The sequence below is a fragment of the [Mycobacterium] fortunisiensis genome, assembly GCF_019050325.1.
GTDB classification, from domain to species: domain Bacteria; phylum Actinomycetota; class Actinomycetes; order Mycobacteriales; family Mycobacteriaceae; genus Mycobacterium; species Mycobacterium fortunisiensis.
The window spans coordinates 167,244-184,819 of sequence record NZ_VOMB01000024.1; the positions used below are offsets into that span (position 1 = coordinate 167,244).

The 17,576-nt window shown below is 68.7% G+C and carries 18 protein-coding genes; 3 read left to right on the plus strand and 15 right to left on the minus strand.

Annotation, left to right across the window (positions count from 1 at the left end; translation table 11 throughout):
• Entirely contained in the window at positions 1-1,356 is a 1,356-nt protein-coding gene (locus FR943_RS23065; RefSeq protein ID WP_217160595.1) for a glutamyl-tRNA reductase, read from the minus strand.
• A gap of 66 nt (positions 1,357-1,422) precedes the next feature.
• A complete protein-coding gene (locus FR943_RS23070; RefSeq protein WP_308170635.1) occupies positions 1,423-1,707 on the minus strand; it encodes a glutaredoxin family protein in 285 nt (94 codons plus the stop codon).
• Positions 1,708-1,745: 38 nt separating this feature from the next.
• Between FR943_RS23070 and FR943_RS23075 the strand changes: the two genes are divergently transcribed.
• Both FR943_RS23075 and FR943_RS23080 read left to right on the plus strand, forming a co-directional pair.
• The gene (locus tag FR943_RS23075) at positions 1,746-2,639 is read left to right on the plus strand and encodes an HAD family hydrolase (protein ID WP_217160596.1); all 894 of its coding nucleotides are present in this window, start codon (positions 1,746-1,748) and stop codon (positions 2,637-2,639) included.
• Positions 2,640-2,737: 98 nt separating this feature from the next.
• The gene (locus FR943_RS23080; protein WP_217160597.1) at positions 2,738-3,274 is read left to right on the plus strand and encodes an FAS1-like dehydratase domain-containing protein; all 537 of its coding nucleotides are present in this window, start codon (positions 2,738-2,740) and stop codon (positions 3,272-3,274) included.
• 26 nt (positions 3,275-3,300) lie between these two features.
• On the opposite strand, the gene FR943_RS23085 is transcribed toward FR943_RS23080, so the two are convergent.
• The 9 genes from FR943_RS23085 to FR943_RS23125 all read right to left on the minus strand — a co-directional run bounded on the left by FR943_RS23085 (position 3,301) and on the right by FR943_RS23125 (position 10,914).
• Positions 3,301-4,365, minus strand: a complete 1,065-nt coding sequence (locus FR943_RS23085; protein ID WP_217160598.1) for a lysophospholipid acyltransferase family protein — start codon at positions 4,363-4,365, stop codon at positions 3,301-3,303.
• A gap of 36 nt (positions 4,366-4,401) precedes the next feature.
• A complete protein-coding gene (locus FR943_RS23090; RefSeq protein ID WP_217160599.1) occupies positions 4,402-5,538 on the minus strand; it encodes an SDR family oxidoreductase in 1,137 nt (378 codons plus the stop codon).
• Positions 5,539-5,567: 29 nt separating this feature from the next.
• Positions 5,568-5,669 carry a 30S ribosomal protein bS22 gene (locus tag FR943_RS23095; protein ID WP_003402602.1) on the minus strand — a complete coding sequence of 34 codons (102 nt, stop codon included), beginning with the start codon at positions 5,667-5,669 and terminating at the stop codon, positions 5,568-5,570.
• 120 nt (positions 5,670-5,789) lie between these two features.
• Positions 5,790-6,017, minus strand: coding sequence for a cell division/environmental response transcriptional regulator (locus tag FR943_RS23100; RefSeq protein ID WP_003882954.1), 228 nt, complete (start codon positions 6,015-6,017; stop codon positions 5,790-5,792).
• Positions 6,018-6,155: 138 nt separating this feature from the next.
• Positions 6,156-7,016 (minus strand): pyrroline-5-carboxylate reductase, encoded by an 861-nt coding sequence (gene proC, locus FR943_RS23105; RefSeq protein ID WP_217160600.1) that lies wholly within the window; start codon positions 7,014-7,016, stop codon positions 6,156-6,158.
• Between the two features lie 77 nt (positions 7,017-7,093).
• Positions 7,094-7,906 (minus strand): thioesterase family protein, encoded by an 813-nt coding sequence (locus FR943_RS23110; RefSeq protein ID WP_217160601.1) that lies wholly within the window; start codon positions 7,904-7,906, stop codon positions 7,094-7,096.
• A gap of 14 nt (positions 7,907-7,920) precedes the next feature.
• Complete coding sequence (locus tag FR943_RS23115) at positions 7,921-8,766, minus strand: sugar phosphate isomerase/epimerase family protein (protein WP_217160602.1); 846 nt, start codon at positions 8,764-8,766, stop codon at positions 7,921-7,923.
• A 49-nt stretch (positions 8,767-8,815) separates the two neighbouring features.
• Complete coding sequence (locus FR943_RS23120) at positions 8,816-9,913, minus strand: Rv0497 family membrane protein (protein WP_217160603.1); 1,098 nt, start codon at positions 9,911-9,913, stop codon at positions 8,816-8,818.
• Positions 9,910-10,914, minus strand: coding sequence for a Ppx/GppA family phosphatase (locus tag FR943_RS23125; protein WP_217160604.1), 1,005 nt, complete (start codon positions 10,912-10,914; stop codon positions 9,910-9,912). Before FR943_RS23125 ends, FR943_RS23120 begins: the two co-directional genes overlap by 4 nt.
• A 150-nt stretch (positions 10,915-11,064) precedes the next feature.
• On the opposite strand from FR943_RS23125, the gene FR943_RS23130 reads away from it, so the two are divergent.
• Positions 11,065-11,841 (plus strand): DUF3109 family protein, encoded by a 777-nt coding sequence (locus tag FR943_RS23130; RefSeq protein ID WP_217160605.1) that lies wholly within the window; start codon positions 11,065-11,067, stop codon positions 11,839-11,841.
• Between the two features lie 14 nt (positions 11,842-11,855).
• On the opposite strand, the gene FR943_RS23135 is transcribed toward FR943_RS23130, so the two are convergent.
• From FR943_RS23135 to FR943_RS23150, 4 genes are read right to left on the minus strand one after another with little or no spacing between them, the layout of a single operon-like run.
• On the minus strand, positions 11,856-13,475 hold the full coding sequence (locus FR943_RS23135; RefSeq protein ID WP_217160606.1) for a GMC oxidoreductase: 1,620 nt from the start codon (positions 13,473-13,475) through the stop codon (positions 11,856-11,858).
• Positions 13,472-14,674 (minus strand): alkane 1-monooxygenase, encoded by a 1,203-nt coding sequence (locus FR943_RS23140; RefSeq protein WP_308170636.1) that lies wholly within the window; start codon positions 14,672-14,674, stop codon positions 13,472-13,474. The genes FR943_RS23135 and FR943_RS23140 overlap by 4 nt, the downstream gene beginning before the upstream one ends.
• Entirely contained in the window at positions 14,655-16,031 is a 1,377-nt protein-coding gene (locus FR943_RS23145) for a glutamate-1-semialdehyde 2,1-aminomutase (protein ID WP_217160644.1), read from the minus strand. Before FR943_RS23145 ends, FR943_RS23140 begins: the two co-directional genes overlap by 20 nt.
• Before the next feature lie 21 nt (positions 16,032-16,052).
• The gene (locus FR943_RS23150; RefSeq protein WP_217160608.1) at positions 16,053-17,570 is read right to left on the minus strand and encodes a sugar transferase; all 1,518 of its coding nucleotides are present in this window, start codon (positions 17,568-17,570) and stop codon (positions 16,053-16,055) included.
• Between the last annotated feature and the right edge of the window lie 6 nt (positions 17,571-17,576).

Below are 17,576 nucleotides of genomic sequence, written 5' to 3' on the forward strand. Positions count from 1 at the left end.
CTACTCAGTCTTATCGAGATCTGTTGTCATGAAGGGCAATTCGCTGGCCGCGACAGCTTCCACGGCCTGCGGATCGAGCTCGAACAGCTCCCGCAGGGCCTCTGCGTAGCTGTCCCCGCCAGGTGCGCTGGCGAGTTGTTTCACCCGCACCGTGGGTGCGTGCAAAAGTTTGTCGACGACGCGGCGGACCGTCTTGGCCACCTCGTCACGGTGTGCCGCGTCCAACCCGGGCAGCCGGTTGTCCAGGCGCAGCAGCTCGGCCTCCACCACGTCGGCGGCGCGCTGCCGCAGCGCGGTGACGGTCGGGGTGACCTCGGCCATCCGCTGGCCGGCCAGGTAGTTGGCCACCTCGGTGGCGACGATCGTGCGGGCGGCGTCGGCGTCGGTGGCCGCGGCCCGCGCCGACGGCTCGCGCTGGATCCGGTCCATGTCGACCACCCAGACACCGGGCAGCCCGGACACCGCCGGATCCACGTCGCGCGGCATGCCCAGGTCACAGATGATCAGCTGGCGATCACCGGCGGTGGCGTCGCGCTGCGCCAGCGCGTGGTGCACGTCGGCCAGCGACACCACCGGGCGCACCGCGCCGGTGCTGCTGACCACGACGTCGGCGTCGGACAAGGCCTCGGCCAGCTGATCCAGCGACATCGGCCGGGCCTGCACCCCCTGCTCGGTGAGGTTGGCGGCCAGGCGCTGGGCCCGCGGCAACGAGCGGTTGACGACGTTGACCCGCTCGATCCCGGCCCGCAGCAGGTGCGCACCGGCCAGGGCGCCCATCGAGCCGGCGCCGATCACCGCGGCGCTGCGGCCGGCCAGCCCGCCGGTGAGTTTGGTCTCGGCCATGCCGAGCGCCACCGAGACCACCGAGGCGCCGGCCGCGTCGATCCCGGTCTCGGAATGGACCCGTTTGCCGACGTTCAGGGCCCGCTGGGCCAGCTCGTGCAGGGTGCGGCCGACAGTCTGGTGTTCTTCGGCCGTCGCGTAGGCGCGACGCACCTGGCCCAGCACCTGGGCCTCGCCGATGACGGCCGAATCCAGGCCGCTGGTGACGGCGAACAGGTGCTCGACGGCAGCCTCGGCGTAGCGCACGTAGGCGTATTTGGTGAGATCGTTGAGCGACATGCCCGAGTGGTCCGACAGCACCTGGCCGATGACCGACAGGCCCCCGTGGAAGGCCTCGACCACCGCATACACCTCGACGCGGTTGCAGGTGGACAGCACCATGGCCTCGGTGACGAGCGAGGACCGCAGCACCTCGTCGATGATCTTGGCCTGATCGGATTCGTCAGTGCTCAACTGTTCGAGAACAGACACCGGCGCGCTGCGGTGCGAAACCCCAAATAGCAGCACACTCACGGCGTCATCACCACGTTAACAAGGTAATCGTTTTCTCCCCTGCCCACCAAATTTCAGCCGGTGGCGTCATCGGCCGGTCAGGTCGGCCCGGAGCTGCTGCTCGTCGACTTCCCAATAGCTGTGCTCGGTTCCGTTCAGCAAAATCACCGGCAACAGGTCGCCGAACCGGGCCCGCAGCGTCGCGTCACCGGCGGCCGCGGCCTCGTCCACGTCCGTCGTCGCCAGCTCGAAGTCCAGTTCTTCGCGCAGCGCCGCCAGCTGCTGCGCGGCGCGCGCGCACATGCTGCAGCCGGCCCTGGTCAGCAACGTCACCGTGGCTCGGCCGCCGGTCTCGGTCCGCACGTGCTCCACACCGCCAGTATCCCGGCGCGGTGACTTAGGGTGAAAACGTGCCCGAATCCGGTAGTGCCGATGCGCTCGAACAGGAGCTTGCCGCCGAGGCCAGCGCTGAACTCGCCGTCACCGAACTCGAGTCCGACACCGACCCCGCCGGGGTGCCGGCACCGCCGCCCGATCTGACCGCCGCGGCGTTCTTCGACGTCGACAACACCCTGGTGCACGGCTCGTCGCTGGTGCACTTCGCCCGCGGCCTGGCCGCCCGCAAGTACTTCACCTACCGCGACATCCTGGGCATCGTGTACGCCCAGGCCAAGTTCCAGCTCACCGGCAAGGAGAACAGCGACGACGTCGCCGAGGGCAAGCAGAAGGCCCTGGCGTTCATCGAGGGCCGCTCGACGGCCGAGCTCGTCGAGTTGGGCGAGGAGATCTACGACGAGATCATCGCCGACAAGATCTGGCCCGGTACCCGGGCGCTGGCCCAGATGCACCTCGACGCCGGGCAGCAGGTCTGGCTCGTCACCGCCACGCCCTACGAGCTGGCCGCCACGATCGCCAAGCGGCTGGGCTTCACGGGGGCGCTGGGGACGGTCGCCGAGTCGGTGGACGGCGTGTTCACCGGCCGGCTGGTGGGCGACATCCTGCACGGCACCGGCAAGGCCCACGCGGTGCGGTCGCTGGCCATCCGGGAGGGGCTGAACCTGCGCCGGTGCACGGCCTATTCGGACAGCTTCAACGATGTGCCGATGCTGTCGCTGGTCGGCACCGCGGTGGCAATCAACCCCGACGCCGCCCTGCGGGACGTGGCCCGCGAGCGCGGGTGGGAGATCCGCGACTTCCGCACCGCCCGCAAGGCGGCCCGCATCGGGGTGCCGTCGGCGCTCGCGCTCGGCGCGCTCGGGGGTGCCCTGGCGGCGGTGGCGTCGCGTCGTCACGACATTCGCTGAGCCGCGGTCCCGCGCTGATAAACTTCCGCGGCGGGCCGCCCGACGGTCCCGCCGCCAGGCACTTTTGTGCGCCCAGCACACCGAACAGCGCAGGGAATATGAGCATCGCCGCAAACATCATCGGAACCCACTACCGGTACCCCGACTATTTCGAGGTGGGCCGGGAGAAGGTCCGGGAGTTCGCCTCCGCGGTCAAAGACGACCATCCCGCCCACTACTCCGCCGAGGCCGCCAAGGAGTACGGCCACGACGCGGTGGTGGCGTCGCTGACGTTCCTGGCGGTGGCCGGGCGGCGAGTGCAGCTGGAGCTGTTCGACAAGTTCGACATCCCGATCAACCTGGAGCGCGTGCTGCACCGGGACCAGAAGCTCATCTTCCACCGGCCGATCATGGTCGGCGACAAGCTGTGGTTCGACTCGTACCTGGATTCGGTGATCGAGTCGCACGGCACGGTGATCTGTGAGGTGCGCGCCGAGGTCACCGACGACGACGGCAAGCCGGTGGCCACCAGTGTGGTCACCATGCTCGGCGAGGCCGCCCATCCCGACGAGGCCGACGAGATCAGCTCGGCAATCGCCGCCAAGCGCGACGCCGCGATCGCCAAGATGATTGCCGGGCAAAAGTCCGGCGGCTGACTTTCCTTTGCGCGAGCAGAAAAAGCTCAGCCGAAGAACATGTTTCGGCGGCCGGCCAACAGCCGGTACAGCGTGTGCTGGATGGTCTCGCGAACCTGGTCGGTCAGCTCGAAGGTGACCATCGGATCGTCGGCGGCGCTCTCGTCGTACTCCGTGGTCTCGATCGGCTCGCCGAACTGGATGTGCCATTTCGACGGCAACGGCACCATGCCCAACGGACCGGCCAACGGGAACAGCGGGGTCACCGGGAAGTAGGGCAGACCGAGCAGCCGGGCCAACAGCTTGACGTCGGCCATCATCGGATAGATCTCCTCCGACCCGACGATCGAGCACGGCACGATCGGCACCTGGGCCCGCAGAGCTGCGGAAACGAAGCCGCCCCGGCCGAACCGCTGAAGCTTGTAGCGGTCCTTGAAATTCTTGCCCAGCCCCTTGAACCCCTCCGGGAACACCGCGGTGAGCTCACCGTTGGCCAGCAGCCGGTGAGCGTCGGTGGTGCACGCCACGGTATGCCCGGCCTTGCGCGCGGCCTGCCCGACGAACGGCAGGTCGAACACCAGATCGGCGGCCAGCAGTCGCAGGTCCCGGTGCGCCGGGTGGTGGTCGTGCACGGCCACCTGGGTCATCAACCCGTCGAACGGCAGCACCCCGGCGTGGTTGGCCACCACGAGCGCCGCCCCGCTCTCGGGCAGGTTCTCGATGCCGGACACCTCGACCCGGAACCAGGACCGGAACAATGTTCGCAGCAAAGGCAAAAAGATTGCGTTGGTGATGTGCGAATCGAACCCGAACTCGTCCACCGAATACTCGCCGGTCATCCGGGTGCGGACGAAATCCGACGCCGCCGCGATCCCCTTGACGAGTTCGGAGGGCCCGGCGTCGGCCGCCGACTGACCCGAGGCGCCGCGACGCTGATCGATTTCGCGTACCACCGCGGCGATCTGCTCGGCCGAGGCGCGGCCACCCGGATCGGCTAGCACCGACGGATGCCTGCGAGCGCTCTCAGATCGGGCGGCGGCGCGGCGCGCAGCCGAGGAACGATTCGAGTTCCCATGCAGCGGAATAACTTTCGCGTGAGGTTCACCCGACACGTCGATACCTTCTCCCCACCCCGGATAGAGCCAGTCCTACTGTCCCAAACGCTGCGCCACCCCCACGGCGCGACTCTCCATTGAGCGTACCCATCGTGGATCGAGTATCGGAGTCAATCCACGACCGCGGACGTAGTCGTCGAATGCCTCGGCCGTCGTCCACTTGGGACTGTAGCCCAGATCCCTGTGCATTCGCGTAGTGTCCATGACCCGGCCGTAGCTCAGATAGTTCATCTGATCGCGGTCGAGTTCGGTGTAACGCGTTGCGCGACTGAGCGAATTCATCGCCGACAGCGCTCCCGGCGGGACCGGGACCCGGATCCGCCCCGAGCGCCGGATCGCCTGGCTCATCATGATGATGCCCGTCGCACCGATGTTGAACGTGCCCGCCTTGCCGGCCACCGCGGCCCGTTCCAGCGCGCCGAGCGCATCCTGTTCGTGCAGCAGTTGCAGGCGCGCGTCGTAGCCGATCATCGACGGCACCAGCGGCCCGGCCAGATACCGCGACAGCGCGGTGTCCATCGCCGGGCCGATCATGTTGGCCAGCCGCAGGATGGTCAGGTCGATGTCGGGACGGCGCCGGGCCAGACCGCGGGCGTAGCCCTCGATGTCGATGCTGTCGCGGGCGAACCCGTCCCCCGGCGGACGGCGGGCGGTGCTCTCCTCGCTGAACATCACCGGATCGCGCGGGCTCGCGCCGTAGACCTCCGAGGTGGACTTGAGCACGACCCGACGCACCGACGGCGCCTTCTGGCACGCCGCGAACAGCTGGATCGCGCCCATCACGTTGAGTTCCTTCAACGTGGCCCGGCCGCCGGACCGCGGGGCATAGGACGCCGCCGCGGCATGCACGACGGTGTCGACGTTCCCGTTTCGGATCACCTTGGCGATGAACGGGTTGCGGATGTCGGCGCGGACGAACTCGGCCCGCCCCATCCGGCGCCGCAGGTCCTTGCTCGGCACGACCGCGTCGACGGCGATGACGTGCTCGATCAACGGGTTCTGCGCCAGCCTGGCGGTCAGATAACCACCGAGGAACCGGCACGCACCCGTGACCAGGACAACCTTGGGATGGGACGGTGCGTCTGCGGACTGTGCACCACCTGGGTGGTCCACACCAGACGGACCGGGGACTCCCGTCGGGCGTCCCCCCGAACGACCATCAGAATCCATCGGCTCAGCCTAGCGGCCGCAGCGGAAAGCTACTTACCGAGTTTTCTACGCTGCACCCGAGTGCGCCGAAGCAGCTTGCGGTGCTTCTTCTTCGACATACGCTTACGCCGCTTCTTGATGACTGAGCCCATAAACCCCGGTGTCTTCCGCTTACTGACGCTGATGATTGACCCGGCTACTTTACCCGGGCCAACCACCGAAACGGAAAACGCCAGCCTGCTCTGGGCGCCCAGCCCGCTGCGACCGCGTGCCTAGCCGGCGTCGAAGTACGAAGACTCCAGCAGATCGTGGACGGCCTTGGCGTGGACCCGGAACGATCGACCCACTCGTACCGCAGGCAATTCACCGTTGTGCACCAACCGGTACACCGTCATCTTCGAGACCCTCATCAAGCTCGCCACCTCGGCGACCGTCAGAAATTGAGCTCGAGGCTGACCGTCACCAGCATCCCGCGCCGATGGCCCGTTCATAGACGTCATCGCAACCCAATCAATCAGGCACAGGCAGTTCCAGCGGCTTCCCCACCGCTGGCACCGACCCGCGCATACAAAGGGAGAATAGCGTGGCGGGTGGGGTTACTGCGACGGGTGTGGGCTAATCGATCGGAATTAATCTAATTACTCAGATGTAATTCCGAGCTGCTCAGAGCGCGTTTTCGCGGCCTGAACGGCATTGGCGACCGCGGCCCGCAGGCCACCACGCTCCAATTCCCGCAGCCCAGCGGCCGTCGTCCCGCCCGGTGAAGTCACCATCGCCCGCAGCCGGCTCGGTGAAGTGTCCAGCCCGGAACCGCCGGCCGCCTTGACCTCATCGAGACGTTCCAACAGCATCGCGGCCGAACCGGCCATCGTCTGCACCGCCAGATCGGTGGCCACCGCCCGCGACAGCCCCGCCTCCACGCCCGCATCCACCAGGGCCTCGACCATCAGGAAGAAATACGCCGGCCCCGAACCCGACACCGCGGTCACCGCGTCCAGCTGCGATTCGCTGACCGTGCTGACCCCGCCGACCGCATCGAAGATCGACGCGACCTCCTTGAGCTGCTCGGCGGTGACGAACCGGCCCGCCGCCAGCGCGCTCACCCCGCCGCCGACCACGATCGGGGCATTGGGCATGACACGGACCACCGGGGCGCCGGCCGGCAGCTTGTTCTCGTAGTAGGACGTGCTGACGCCGGCGACGATGCTGACGAACACCTGCTCGGCGGTGTCGGTGTCGGCCTTCACGGCGGCCTCGGCGATCTCGTCGATCACATGCTCGACGTCCGCCGGCTTCACCGCGATCACCACACAGGCCGCGTTGTCGGCAGCGTCGGCAACCGAGGTGACCAGCACCGAATACTTCTCCGACAGATACTTGGCCCGGTCACCGAACTTCTCGGCGACCACCAGGTCCTTGACCTGTCTGCCAGCCCGTAACAGCCCCGACAGCAGCGCCTCGCCCATGCTGCCGCCGCCGATTATCGCGATTCTCGACATGGCCGACAGCATTTCACGTCGCGGCGCAGGGCTGCATCGACGCCTCCGGCGTCAGGGCTGCATCGACGCCTCCGGCGTCAGGACGCCGCCGGCACCATCGCCAGCTGCCGCGTCTGCACGATGATCCGCCCCTCGCAGTCCACCACGATGTGGTCCTCGTCGAACCAGTCCTGCCCGATCTGCACCGAGGTGCACATCACCCGCAGCCAGCCATCGGCCGGCAACGCCCGCAGATAGGCCGTCAGCTGGACCGTGGGCGCCCAACCGGTGCGCTCCACGGCAAAGGTGACCGGAGCCGACACGTCGCCGCACAGGAGCGCGAACAGGACGTCGGGAGCCACTCCCTTGGGACGCACCCAGTACTCGAACACGGGCGGTCCCCCATCCGTGCGCGGGCCCATCGTGTGCAGCGCCGGCCGGATGTCACAGCCGTGCGCCAGGTGCACGACATGCTCCATCGGATGTCCGGGCCCGATCGCCTCCAGCCCCGGCGGCGGTTCCGGCGTCATCAACGGCACCACCGGGTTGAACGACAGCAGCGGCGGCACATGATGTTCCGGTTCGCCCAGCGTCACCGACACCGTCACCGCAGTTCTCTCGCCTTGCCGGAGCTCTACGTCCACCAGGCCGATCCGGCGGCCGCGCTTGCGCACCGTGGTGACCACCTGCATCGGGCCGGGATCCGGTGCCCACAGAAAGTTCCCGGACACCGCGAGCGGCTGCGCCGAGGTACCCAACTCGGTACGGGCCGCGTTGGCGCACAGCGCGAGCATCGCGCCGCCGTGCACCTTGGGCCCGATGGTCCAGTGCTCGTTGAGCTCGCCGTGATAGACACCGTCGCCGGCGGCCGTCAGCGCCATGGCATCGGTGAACAGGGTGGATCCGGGCATGGGCGTCCTCACGGTCAGCGCATCAGGTGGGCACGGGCGAACTGCAGTGACTCGGTCAGCAGCGCCTCGCGTTCGGCGGCGGTCTTGGCCGCCGAGGTGGTGACCTCCAGCACGACGTGGCCGGCGAAGTCGCCGGCCGCCAGCAGCCGGCACACCTCGGCGACGGGCTGGGTTCCGCGGCCGGGGACCAGATGCTCGTCGGTGGACGCGCCCTTGCCGTCGCACAGGTGCAGGTGCACCAGACCGTCGCCCATCCGATGGGCCATCTCCATGGCGTCGGTGCCCGCCGTCGCGGTGTGGCTCAGGTCGAGCGTGTAGTGCGCGTGGTTGCCGTCCAGCGGGTCGTAGGACGGTGCGAACGCCGAGATGCCCGGTCCCGGCCTGCCGCCGCGCTTACGCATCCGTTCCACCGAGGTGCCGCCGGCGCCGAAGAACCGGTCGGCGCGGAACGGGAACATGTTCTCGACCGCCACCAGCACCTCGCTGTCGGCCTCCAGCGCGGCCACCTGGTCGCTGAATCCCTCGGCGTAGCGCCGCTGCCAGCGGAACGGCGGATGCACGACGACCGTCTGGGCGCCCAGCTGTTCGGCGGCGCGCACGCTGCGTTCGAGCTTCGAGATCGGGTTGGCACCCCACACCCGCTGCGAGATCAGCAGGCAGGGTGCATGCACCGACAACACCGGGATTCCATAGTGAGACGACAACGCGGCTACGGCTTCCACGGACTGGCTGACCGATTCGGCCCACACCATCAACTCGACACCGTCGTAGCCGAGCCGGGCCGCGTACTCGAAGGCGGCCTCGGTTCTCAGCGGGTAGACGGACGCGGTCGACAGACCGACCTTGATGGCTGGGCGCACAACGGCAATTGTGTCTGGTGCGGTTGGACTCTTCGCGTCTGCCAGGGTGCTAACTCGCCTGCAGCAACGCCAGCGGTCCGAACGTCACCAGCGCCCCGACCGCGACCGCGGTCAGCGTGCTGCCGATGTCCTCGGTCTTGCGGACCACCCGCACGCCCCCGGCCAGGCCGAGGATGACCAGCACACCGAGCACCAGGGCCACGATGGTGTTCCACTTCCACAGCTGATCGAACGCGATGAACAGCCCGGCCCCGAAGGCCACCGCGATCACGCACTGACCGACGATCCACAACCCGCGCACCAGCGGGGAGCTGGGCTGCTCGTCCTCGTCGAAGTCGTCGAACTCGTCGGCCTCGTCACCCCGGGCCGGCTCGTCGTCATGATCGAGATCGGCGTCGTCGAAGCCGGCGCGGCCGCGCGGGCGGCGGGCCACGTCGTCGGCGACGGACTCCCCGCCGAACAGCGGGCCCAGCGACGAGTACGAGCCGTCGCCGCCGTAGCTGTCGGAGTAGTCGTCGGCGTAGTCCGGAAAGTCCCCGAAGCCCGGGTAGCCGGCATCCTCGGCCGCTTCCGACTCGGCGTGGGTGTCCTCGGCTTCGTCCGTCTCGGTGCCGTCGAACTCGTCGAGCGGGTCCGGGCTCATCCGTTCGGCACCGGTGCCCGACGGTTGGTAGTCGGGCTTGGGCCGCCGCTTGGACGGCGCGCGACGTGGGCGCGGGCGGAACTCGACGGGCTCGGGGTCGGCCTCGCGGGCGGCCAGGTGCGCGTCGTAGTCGTCCTCGGCCTCGGTGGGGACCACCTCGGGTTCCGGTGGCGCGACCCGGGCCGGTCGCGGGCCGCCGTTGCGCCCGCCGCGTCCGCGGGGCTCGTCGACGATCGGCTCCACGACGGTGGTGTCGGCCATCGGATCGGGCCGCGTGGCGGGGCTGAAGCCGGCCGGCTCGTCCTGCGGCTCGGGTTCGTCCATGTCGTCGGTGATGACCGGGATCTCGCCGGTGAGCTCGGCGACGGTCACCGCATCGCTGTTAGCGCGCCGGCGACGACGACGGCCGCCGACCGGTGGTGCTCCGATCGTCCCGTTCTTCGCCAGCAGCTCCGCGACCGAGATGGGCCGGGTGCCGGATGGGCTGTTTTCTGGTCCTGTCATACCTGTGTGCCTTTGGGGCTAGCTTTCCTCAAACGTCCAGCATCCCGCGCAGACGTCTCTACCAAGGCTGTGCCGTCGGCCTCGCTGTCGAGTTTCCGCAGAATCAGCCCCTCTCGCAACGCCCAGGGGCAAATGTCGACGGAATCGATCTCCAGTGCTCGCATACTAGCTTCAGCTACCAAAGCACCGGCCACGATCTGTGGTGCCCGCTCGGCACTCACCCCTTCCAGTTCGGCACGGTCAGCCGCTGTCATCCTAGAGATGAAAGCTATGAGCTGTCTTAATCCAGTCGCGGTGAGGGTGCGCTTGACCCGCGGACCCGCCCCGGACGGGGCCGCACCGGTCAGCCGGGCCAGCGATCGGAAGGTCTTCGAGGTCGCCACCGCCAGGTCGGGGTTGCCGGACCGGCGCATGGTGACGGCGGGGTCGGCGAGCTCATTGGCCAGCCAGTCCCGCAGCATCGCGACCCGGCGCCGTCCAGGAGGGTCTTCGGTGAGCCACTCCCTGGTCAGCCGGCCCGCACCCAGCGGCAGGGACAGTGCCACCTCGGGTTCTTCGTCGACCCCGCTGGACAGCTCCAGGGAGCCACCACCGATGTCGATGTTGACGATGCGGCCGGCGCTCCAGCCATACCAGCGGCGCACCGCCAGGAAAGTCAGCCGGGATTCGTCGACGCCGCTGAGCACGCCGAGCGAAACCCCGGTCTCGGCCCGCACCCGGGCCAGTACCTCTTCGGAGTTGGTGGCGTCGCGCACCGCGGAGGTGGCAAACGCCATCAGCTCCGCGCATCCCGAGCTGGTGGCAATCTTGGCGAACTCGTCGACGGTGGCGACCAGGCTGTCGGCGCCCTTGCGGGTGAGCTTGCCCGAATCGTCGATGGCCTCCGCGAGCCGCAACGCGGCCTTGGTCGAGCTCATCGGGGTGGGATGACCGCCACGGCGCGCATCCACCACGAGGAGATGAACCGTGTTGCTCCCGACATCGAGCACGCCTAACCGCACCGCACCAACCTAACCGCAGCCCAGGCGGGCTCTGTGGCCGGTGTGCCCGCAGCTTGCCGGGGCCGATCGTCGCGGGCTGCGGTGTGATCCGCCGCGCGTCGTGGCGCGGCTGGGAAATGTGTTCGGCCATATAGAGGTAGCGTTTGGGGCGTGACAGATGTGCATCCCGGTGAGGTGGAACTGGACTTTGCCCGCGAGTGGGTGGAGTTCTATGACCCCGAGGATGCGACACATCTGATCGCGGCCGACATGACGTGGTTGTTGTCCCGTTGGACGTGCGTGTTCGGCACCCCGGCCTGCCAGGGCACGGTCGAGGGTCGTCCCGACGACGGCTGCTGCTCGCACGGCGCGTTCCTGTCCGACGACGACGACCGGGCCCGGCTCGATGACGCGGTCGCCCAGCTCACCGACGAGGACTGGCAGTTCCGGGAGAAGGGCCTGGGCCGTAAGGGCTACCTGGAGGACGACGAGTACGACGGCAAGCCCAACCTGCGCACCCGAAAGTACAAAGGGGCGTGCATCTTTCTGAACCGTCCCGGCTTCGCCGGCGGGATCGGCTGCGCGCTGCACAGCAAGGCCCTCAAGCTGGGTGTCGAGCCGCTGACGATGAAGCCCGACGTGTGCTGGCAGCTGCCGATCCGGCGCAGCCAGGAATGGGTGACCCGGCCCGACGACACCCAGATCCTGCGGACCGTCATCACCGAATACGACCGGCGCGGCTGGGGCGAGGGCGGCTCCGATCTGCACTGGTACTGCACCGGGGATCCGGCCGCCCATGTCGGGGCCCGCCCGGTGTTCGAGTCCTACGCACCTGAACTCACCGCGGTGCTCGGTGAGAAGGCCTACGCCGAATTGGCCGCGATGTGCCGGCGGCGCAGCGCGCTGGGCCTGGTCGCGGTGCACCCGGCGACCCGACTGGCCGAGTAGTCGCGCCGGCCGCCCTAGCGTCGCCCGGCCAGGACCGCCTCGATGTTGCGTTCGGCCAGTGCCGTGATGGTCATGAACGGGTTGCAGCCCAGGTAGCCGGGTATCAGCGACGCGTCGTTGACGTACAGGTTCTGGTACCCGTGGACCCGGCCGAACGCATCCGTGGCCGCACCGCGCACACAACCGCCCAGCGGATGCACGGTGTTGGGGGCGAAGACCTCGCCGGAGAAGATGTCGTCGCGGTACTCCACCCCGTTGGCCCCGGTGAGCTTGTCGAAGACCGCTCGCGTGCGCTCGACCAGGTGGTCGGTGTGGGCGGTGGGCCAGTCGATGGTGATCGAATCGGAGCCGCGGTCGTAGCTGATCTCGGCCCGGTCGCCCGTCTTGACCATCACGTAGTAGCCGAGCATGTAGGTCTCGACGGGCAGCGGGATCGAGAACATGGTGGCGTACACCGGGTTTTCCGGGTCCGCCCGGCCATCGAGGTTGATCAGTCCGAGCAGCGATTGCTGGGTGCCGGCCGGATCGCTGTCGTTGAGCCAGTGCGCCACCATCATGTCGCCGTTGTTGCCGTACCCGCGTCCCACGGCATCGTGCAGATCCGGTAGCGCCCCGGTTTCCCTGGCGCGCAACAGGATCTGATTGGTGCCCAGCACCCCGGCACTCAAAAACAGCTGTGTGCAGCCGATTTCCTGGCGGCCGGTCTCTGTCCCCCAGCGGTCGATCGACCGGGTGGACACCACGTACTCGTCGCGGCCCTCCCGGCGGATCGCGGTCACCTCGGTCAGCGGTCGCACCGTGACGTTGCCGGTGGCCACCGCCGAAGCCAGGTAGGTCTGGTCGACACTGCCCACCCGGCCGTGGTTGTTCCCGAACTGCTGCTCGAACGCGAACGCCGACCGTTCAACGGTGCCGGCCTCCTCGCCCAGCATGTAGTCGAACGAGTAGGCGCTGCCGCTGTAGTCGACGGGATAGCCTGCCGCAGCGGCATATTGGCGGCCCACCCGGGCGAACTGGAACCACGGCGTGCGCTCGAACCAGTCCATGTCGCGGTAACTGATCCGCAGGGTCTGCTCGGCCCGCGGCAGGTAGGTCCCGAAGAACTCGTCCGCCCCGATGTCGGGGAAGCACTCGGCAACCTGGCCAGGGGTCGGGATTGCCGCCACCGCCGCGTTGACCAGTGATCCCCCACCCACTCCGACGCCGTGGAAAACTCGATGGGCGCCGTGGGTGGACTTGTCGCAGACACCGGCCTGGACCGGCTGCGCGGACGGCGCGTGCTGCGCCACCGATTCGATCGAAAACCCCTCGAACGAGGTGACCAGGCTCGGCGGGACGGCCTGGAACCACCCGGCCCGGGTGTCGGCGGGCAACATCTTCGTGAAGCGCCGGCCGTCTTCGTCGGGGGTGTCCCAGGACCGGCCCTTCTCGATGACCAGGGTCTCGATTCCGGCTTGCCCCAGGCGAAGTGCTGACACCCCGCCGCCGTATCCGCTGCCCACCACGATCGCCGGGTAGTGCGCCCGCGGCGCGCTCGGCTCGGGGTGGCGGTGCACCAGCCAGCCCGCCCCGCCCGCGCCCAGCGCGGCGGCCGCACCGACGCCGAACAGCTGCCTGCGCGACAGCGTGCTCATGCGGCGCGCGTTTCGTGGACGCGCAGGAGGTGGTCGCGGCGGCGCGGATCGAGGGCGGCCAGCTCGATCCGGCCCGCGTAGTGCGCGATCACGCGAGGGTCCATGACCCGGCGCCACAGCGGCGGCACCAGGGCCAGCATCAGCATCGTGCCGTAGCCGGCCGGTAGTTGCGGGGCCGTCTGTACGCTGCGCAAGTTCTGGTAGCGCCGTTGGGGATTGGTGTGGTGATCCGAGTGGCGCTGCAGATGGAACAGGAAGATGTTCGCCACCAGGGTGTTGGCGTTCCAGCTGTGCTGTGTGGACACCCGTTCGTAGCGACCGTCGGGCAGCCGTGCCCGGCGCAGGCCGTAGTGCTCGATGTAGTTCACCGCTTCGAGCAGGCCGACACCGACCACGGCCTGTCCGGCCAGCAGCGGCAGTACCACCGGTCCGAACCAGACGGCCAACCCGGCGAACAGCGCCGCGCTCGTCAGCCAGGTGCTGAGCACGTCGTTCTGCAACGTCCACGGCGAGCGTCCGTGCCGGGCCAGCCGGCGGGCCTCCAATCCCCAGGCCGAACGCAGTCCGCCGATTACCGACCGTCCGATGAAGCGGTAAAGGCTTTGTCCCAGCATCGAACTGGCCGGATCATCCGGGGTGGCGACGCGGGCATGGTGGCCGCGATTGTGCTCGACGGCGAAGTGGCCGTAGCAGGTCTGGGCCAGGGCGGCCCGGCTCAGCCGCCGTTCGAGGCGGGCATTCTTGTGTCCCAACTCGTGCGCGGCGTTGATGCCGATACCGCCGACGATGCCCACCGTCACCAGCAGCCCGAGCCGGTCGGCCACCGACAGCGCCACCCAGCCGCCGCCGCTGAACACCCAGCAGGCGAAGACCAACGACAGGTACTGATTGGGTAGGTACAGGCAGGTGGCCCAGCGATACCAGGGGTCACGGTCGAGATCGACATAGGCCCCCTCGGCCGGATTGCTGCTGTCGGTCCCGACGAGGTGGTCCAAAAGCGGCATCAGCACGAACGCCAGCACCGGCCCCAACCACCAAAACCAGCTGAGGCCGGTGACTTTCACCGCCAGCCAGGAGAGCACCACCAAGCCGGGGACGACCGCGGCGAGCGGCCAGAGGTAGCGCTTGGGATCGTGGCGGCGGCCCTGATTCCCCGGCCGGCCCGGTGCGCTGCCCGGGTCAGTGAATGCGGGTTCCACCATCACCACCCCCGCCCGGCCGTTCTTCGAGCCGGCGCGGCTGCGCCGAGCGCCGGACCGCGGGCGCCACGGGCCGCCCGATCAGCAACCCGTCCACCGACTTTCGGTCCACGGCATGGCGATACACCCGCAGCGCGGCATCGACGGCGGCGACCGTGCGGGCGACGGCGGTGTCGTCGTGGGCGGCCGAGGTGACGAACGATTGGCCGAGCACCCCGTGTTTCAACAGCTCCTGCAGGAACAGCGCACGGAAGGCCTGCGACGGTTCCAGCTGGGCATCGCGCGTCACGAAGACCAGACACGAGGGCCGGCCGATCACCTGCACGTGTGCCGACAGCCCGTGCCCGGCGGCCGCGGCGGTGACACCGTCGGCCAGCAATTGCCCGGCGTGCTCCATGCGGGCGATGGGGGCGCCGTCGGCGTAGGCCGCGACCACCGCCCGGAAGGCTGCCAGCGCAGCGGTTTCCGGACCGTGGGTGGTCGACAACAGGAACACCCGATCGCGATCGGTCCGCAACCCACCGAGCTCCATGACCTCGCGCTTGCCGGCGAGCGCGGACAGCGGGAAGCCGTTGCCCATGGCCTTTCCCCAGCACGACAGGTCCGGCGTGACCCTGTACACCTCCTGTGCCCCACCGGCCGACCAGCGGAAGCCGGTGATCATCTCGTCGAACACCAGCAGGGTGCCGGTCCGGTCACACAGTTCACGGACCGCCGTGAGATACCCCGGCTCGGGTTCGGCGGTGGCGGTCGCGGCCTCCATCACGATGCAGGCAACATCGTTGTGCCGCAACTGATCTTCCAGGGCCGGCAGGTCGTTGTAGCGAAAGCGCACGGTGCCGGCCACGGCCGGTGCCGGGATCCCGGCAGCCATCGCCGTGGTGCCGATGAACCAGTCGTCGGAGGAGAAGAACGGCTGGTCGCAGATCGCGACCTTGGTGCGCCCGGTGAACGCCCGGGCCAGCCGCACCGCGGCGGTGGTCACGTCCGACCCGTTCTTGGCGAACTTCACCATGTCGGCCCCCGGCACCAGCCGGAGAAAGTCCTCGGCCGCGGCGAGCTCGTGCACGGTGGGCCGGCTGAAGTTGACGCCGTCGGCGATCGCTGCGCATACCGCCTCGTTGACCGGGGCGTAGGCGTGGCCCAATGTGACTGCACGCAGACCCATTCCGTATTCGATGAACTCGTTGCCGTCGGCATCCCAGACCCGGCATCCGCGGCCGCGCACCAGCACCGGTGCCATGGATTCCGGATACTGGTCCGATCCGCGGGCGTAGGTGTGCGCCCCTCCCGGCACCAGTTCGTGCAGCCTGGCCTGCAGGTGATTGGACCGCTCGAATGTGGTGCGCGGTGGCATGGTCGGTTCGGCACGCACGGCTCAGTAGGCACCCGATCCGAGCACGACGGCCTTGGCGGTGCTGGCGATGATCACGAGATCGCCTACCATCGACCAGTTCTCGACATACGACAGGTCCAGCCGCACCGAATCCTCCCACGACAGATCCGAGCGGCCACTGACCTGCCACAGCCCGGTGATCCCCGGAGGCACCAACATCCGCCGCCGCACCTGTTGGTCGTAGCAGTCGACCTCGTTGCGCAGCGGCGGCCGGGGGCCGACGATGCTCATCTCCCGGCGCAGCACGTTGATCAGTTGGGGCAGTTCGTCGATGCTGTAGCGGCGCAGCCACCGGCCCACCGGGGTGACGCGCGGATCGTGGCGCAGCTTGAACAGCACCCCGTTGCCGTCGTTGCGTCCGGCGAGCTGGGCCAGCCGCTGATCGGCGTCGACCACCATGCTGCGGAACTTGATCATGGTGAACGGAGTGCCGTCCAGGCCGATGCGTTCGGCCTTGTAGAACACCGGGCCGTGGCTGGTCAGCTTGATGGCCAGGGCAGCCGCGAGCATCACCGGCGCCGCCACGGTCAACGCGGCGGTCGCCAGGCACAGGTCGAAGGCCCGTTTGTGGAACCGCTTGGCCCCCTCGTATTGCGGTTTGTCGACGTGGATGAGCGGAAGGCCGCCGACCGGACGCATCATGAGCCGCGGACCGGAGACGTCGACGATGCCCGGCGACACCACCAGGTCGATATCCAACTTCTCCAATTGCCATGACAGGTCCCGGATTTCGTTCGGGTCGAGATGCCCGGAGGTGAGTGCCACGGTGTCGGCGCCCGACCGGAGCACGGCGTGCACGATGTCGCCGCGGTGCTGGTAGGCCGGGATGCCGTCCACCGCGGCAAGCCCCACCCCCGCACCCTCCGGAACGCAGACCCCGACCACGCGGTATCCGCCCTGCGGGTGGCAACTGAGCTCCCGCGCCAACGCCCGCACCGAGCCGGGGTGCCCGACCGCGAGCACCGAGCTGACGAACTGCCCCGCCCGGCGCCGAGCCGCGACATAGCGCCGGCCAAGCATGCGGTTGAGCGTCAGGGCGGCCAGGCCCAGCGGCAGTGCCAGGGCCAGGAATCCGCGGGCGATCTCGAGCTGGAACATCGCCGAGATCACCGCGACGACGGCGAACACCGACAGCGTGGCCGTCCACACCCGGCGGTATTCCTCGAGTCCGTGATCGAGCACCTGGGCCGCCCGGCTCCGTTGCGAAGCCAGGGCCACCAGCCAGGCCACCACGATCACCGCCGAGACGAAGGCATAGTCGACGTTGGTGTAGGCCAGGCTCTCGCCGGTGACCGAGCCGAACCTCAAGGTCTGTGCCAGGGCCACCACCGCGGCCACCACAACCGCGTCGGAGAATGTCAGCCAGCGCACGTACCGACGCTGATGGGACCGCAAGCCGCGGGCGGGCAGCAGACCGGCGGCGACAGCGCTTGTGCCGTCGAGGAATTTCGTTGCTGAGTGATAGAGCCCGGGGGACGCAGTCAGATCCGACAGACCCATGATTGC

Coding starts and splice junctions, on each gene's coding strand:
- FR943_RS23080 (WP_217160597.1), top strand. CDS start 2,738: ATGAGCATCGCCGCAAACATCATCGGAACCCACTACCGGTACCCCGAC.
- FR943_RS23090 (WP_217160599.1), bottom strand. CDS start 5,538: ATGGATTCTGATGGTCGTTCGGGGGGACGCCCGACGGGAGTCCCCGGT.
- FR943_RS23095 (WP_003402602.1), bottom strand. CDS start 5,669: ATGGGCTCAGTCATCAAGAAGCGGCGTAAGCGTATGTCGAAGAAGAAG.
- FR943_RS23100 (WP_003882954.1), bottom strand. CDS start 6,017: ATGACGTCTATGAACGGGCCATCGGCGCGGGATGCTGGTGACGGTCAG.
- proC (WP_217160600.1), bottom strand. CDS start 7,016: ATGTCGAGAATCGCGATAATCGGCGGCGGCAGCATGGGCGAGGCGCTG.
- FR943_RS23110 (WP_217160601.1), bottom strand. CDS start 7,906: ATGCCCGGATCCACCCTGTTCACCGATGCCATGGCGCTGACGGCCGCC.
- FR943_RS23120 (WP_217160603.1), bottom strand. CDS start 9,913: ATGACAGGACCAGAAAACAGCCCATCCGGCACCCGGCCCATCTCGGTC.
- FR943_RS23135 (WP_217160606.1), bottom strand. CDS start 13,475: ATGAGCACGCTGTCGCGCAGGCAGCTGTTCGGCGTCGGTGCGGCCGCC.
- FR943_RS23145 (WP_217160644.1), bottom strand. CDS start 16,031: ATGCCACCGCGCACCACATTCGAGCGGTCCAATCACCTGCAGGCCAGG.
- FR943_RS23150 (WP_217160608.1), bottom strand. CDS start 17,570: ATGGGTCTGTCGGATCTGACTGCGTCCCCCGGGCTCTATCACTCAGCA.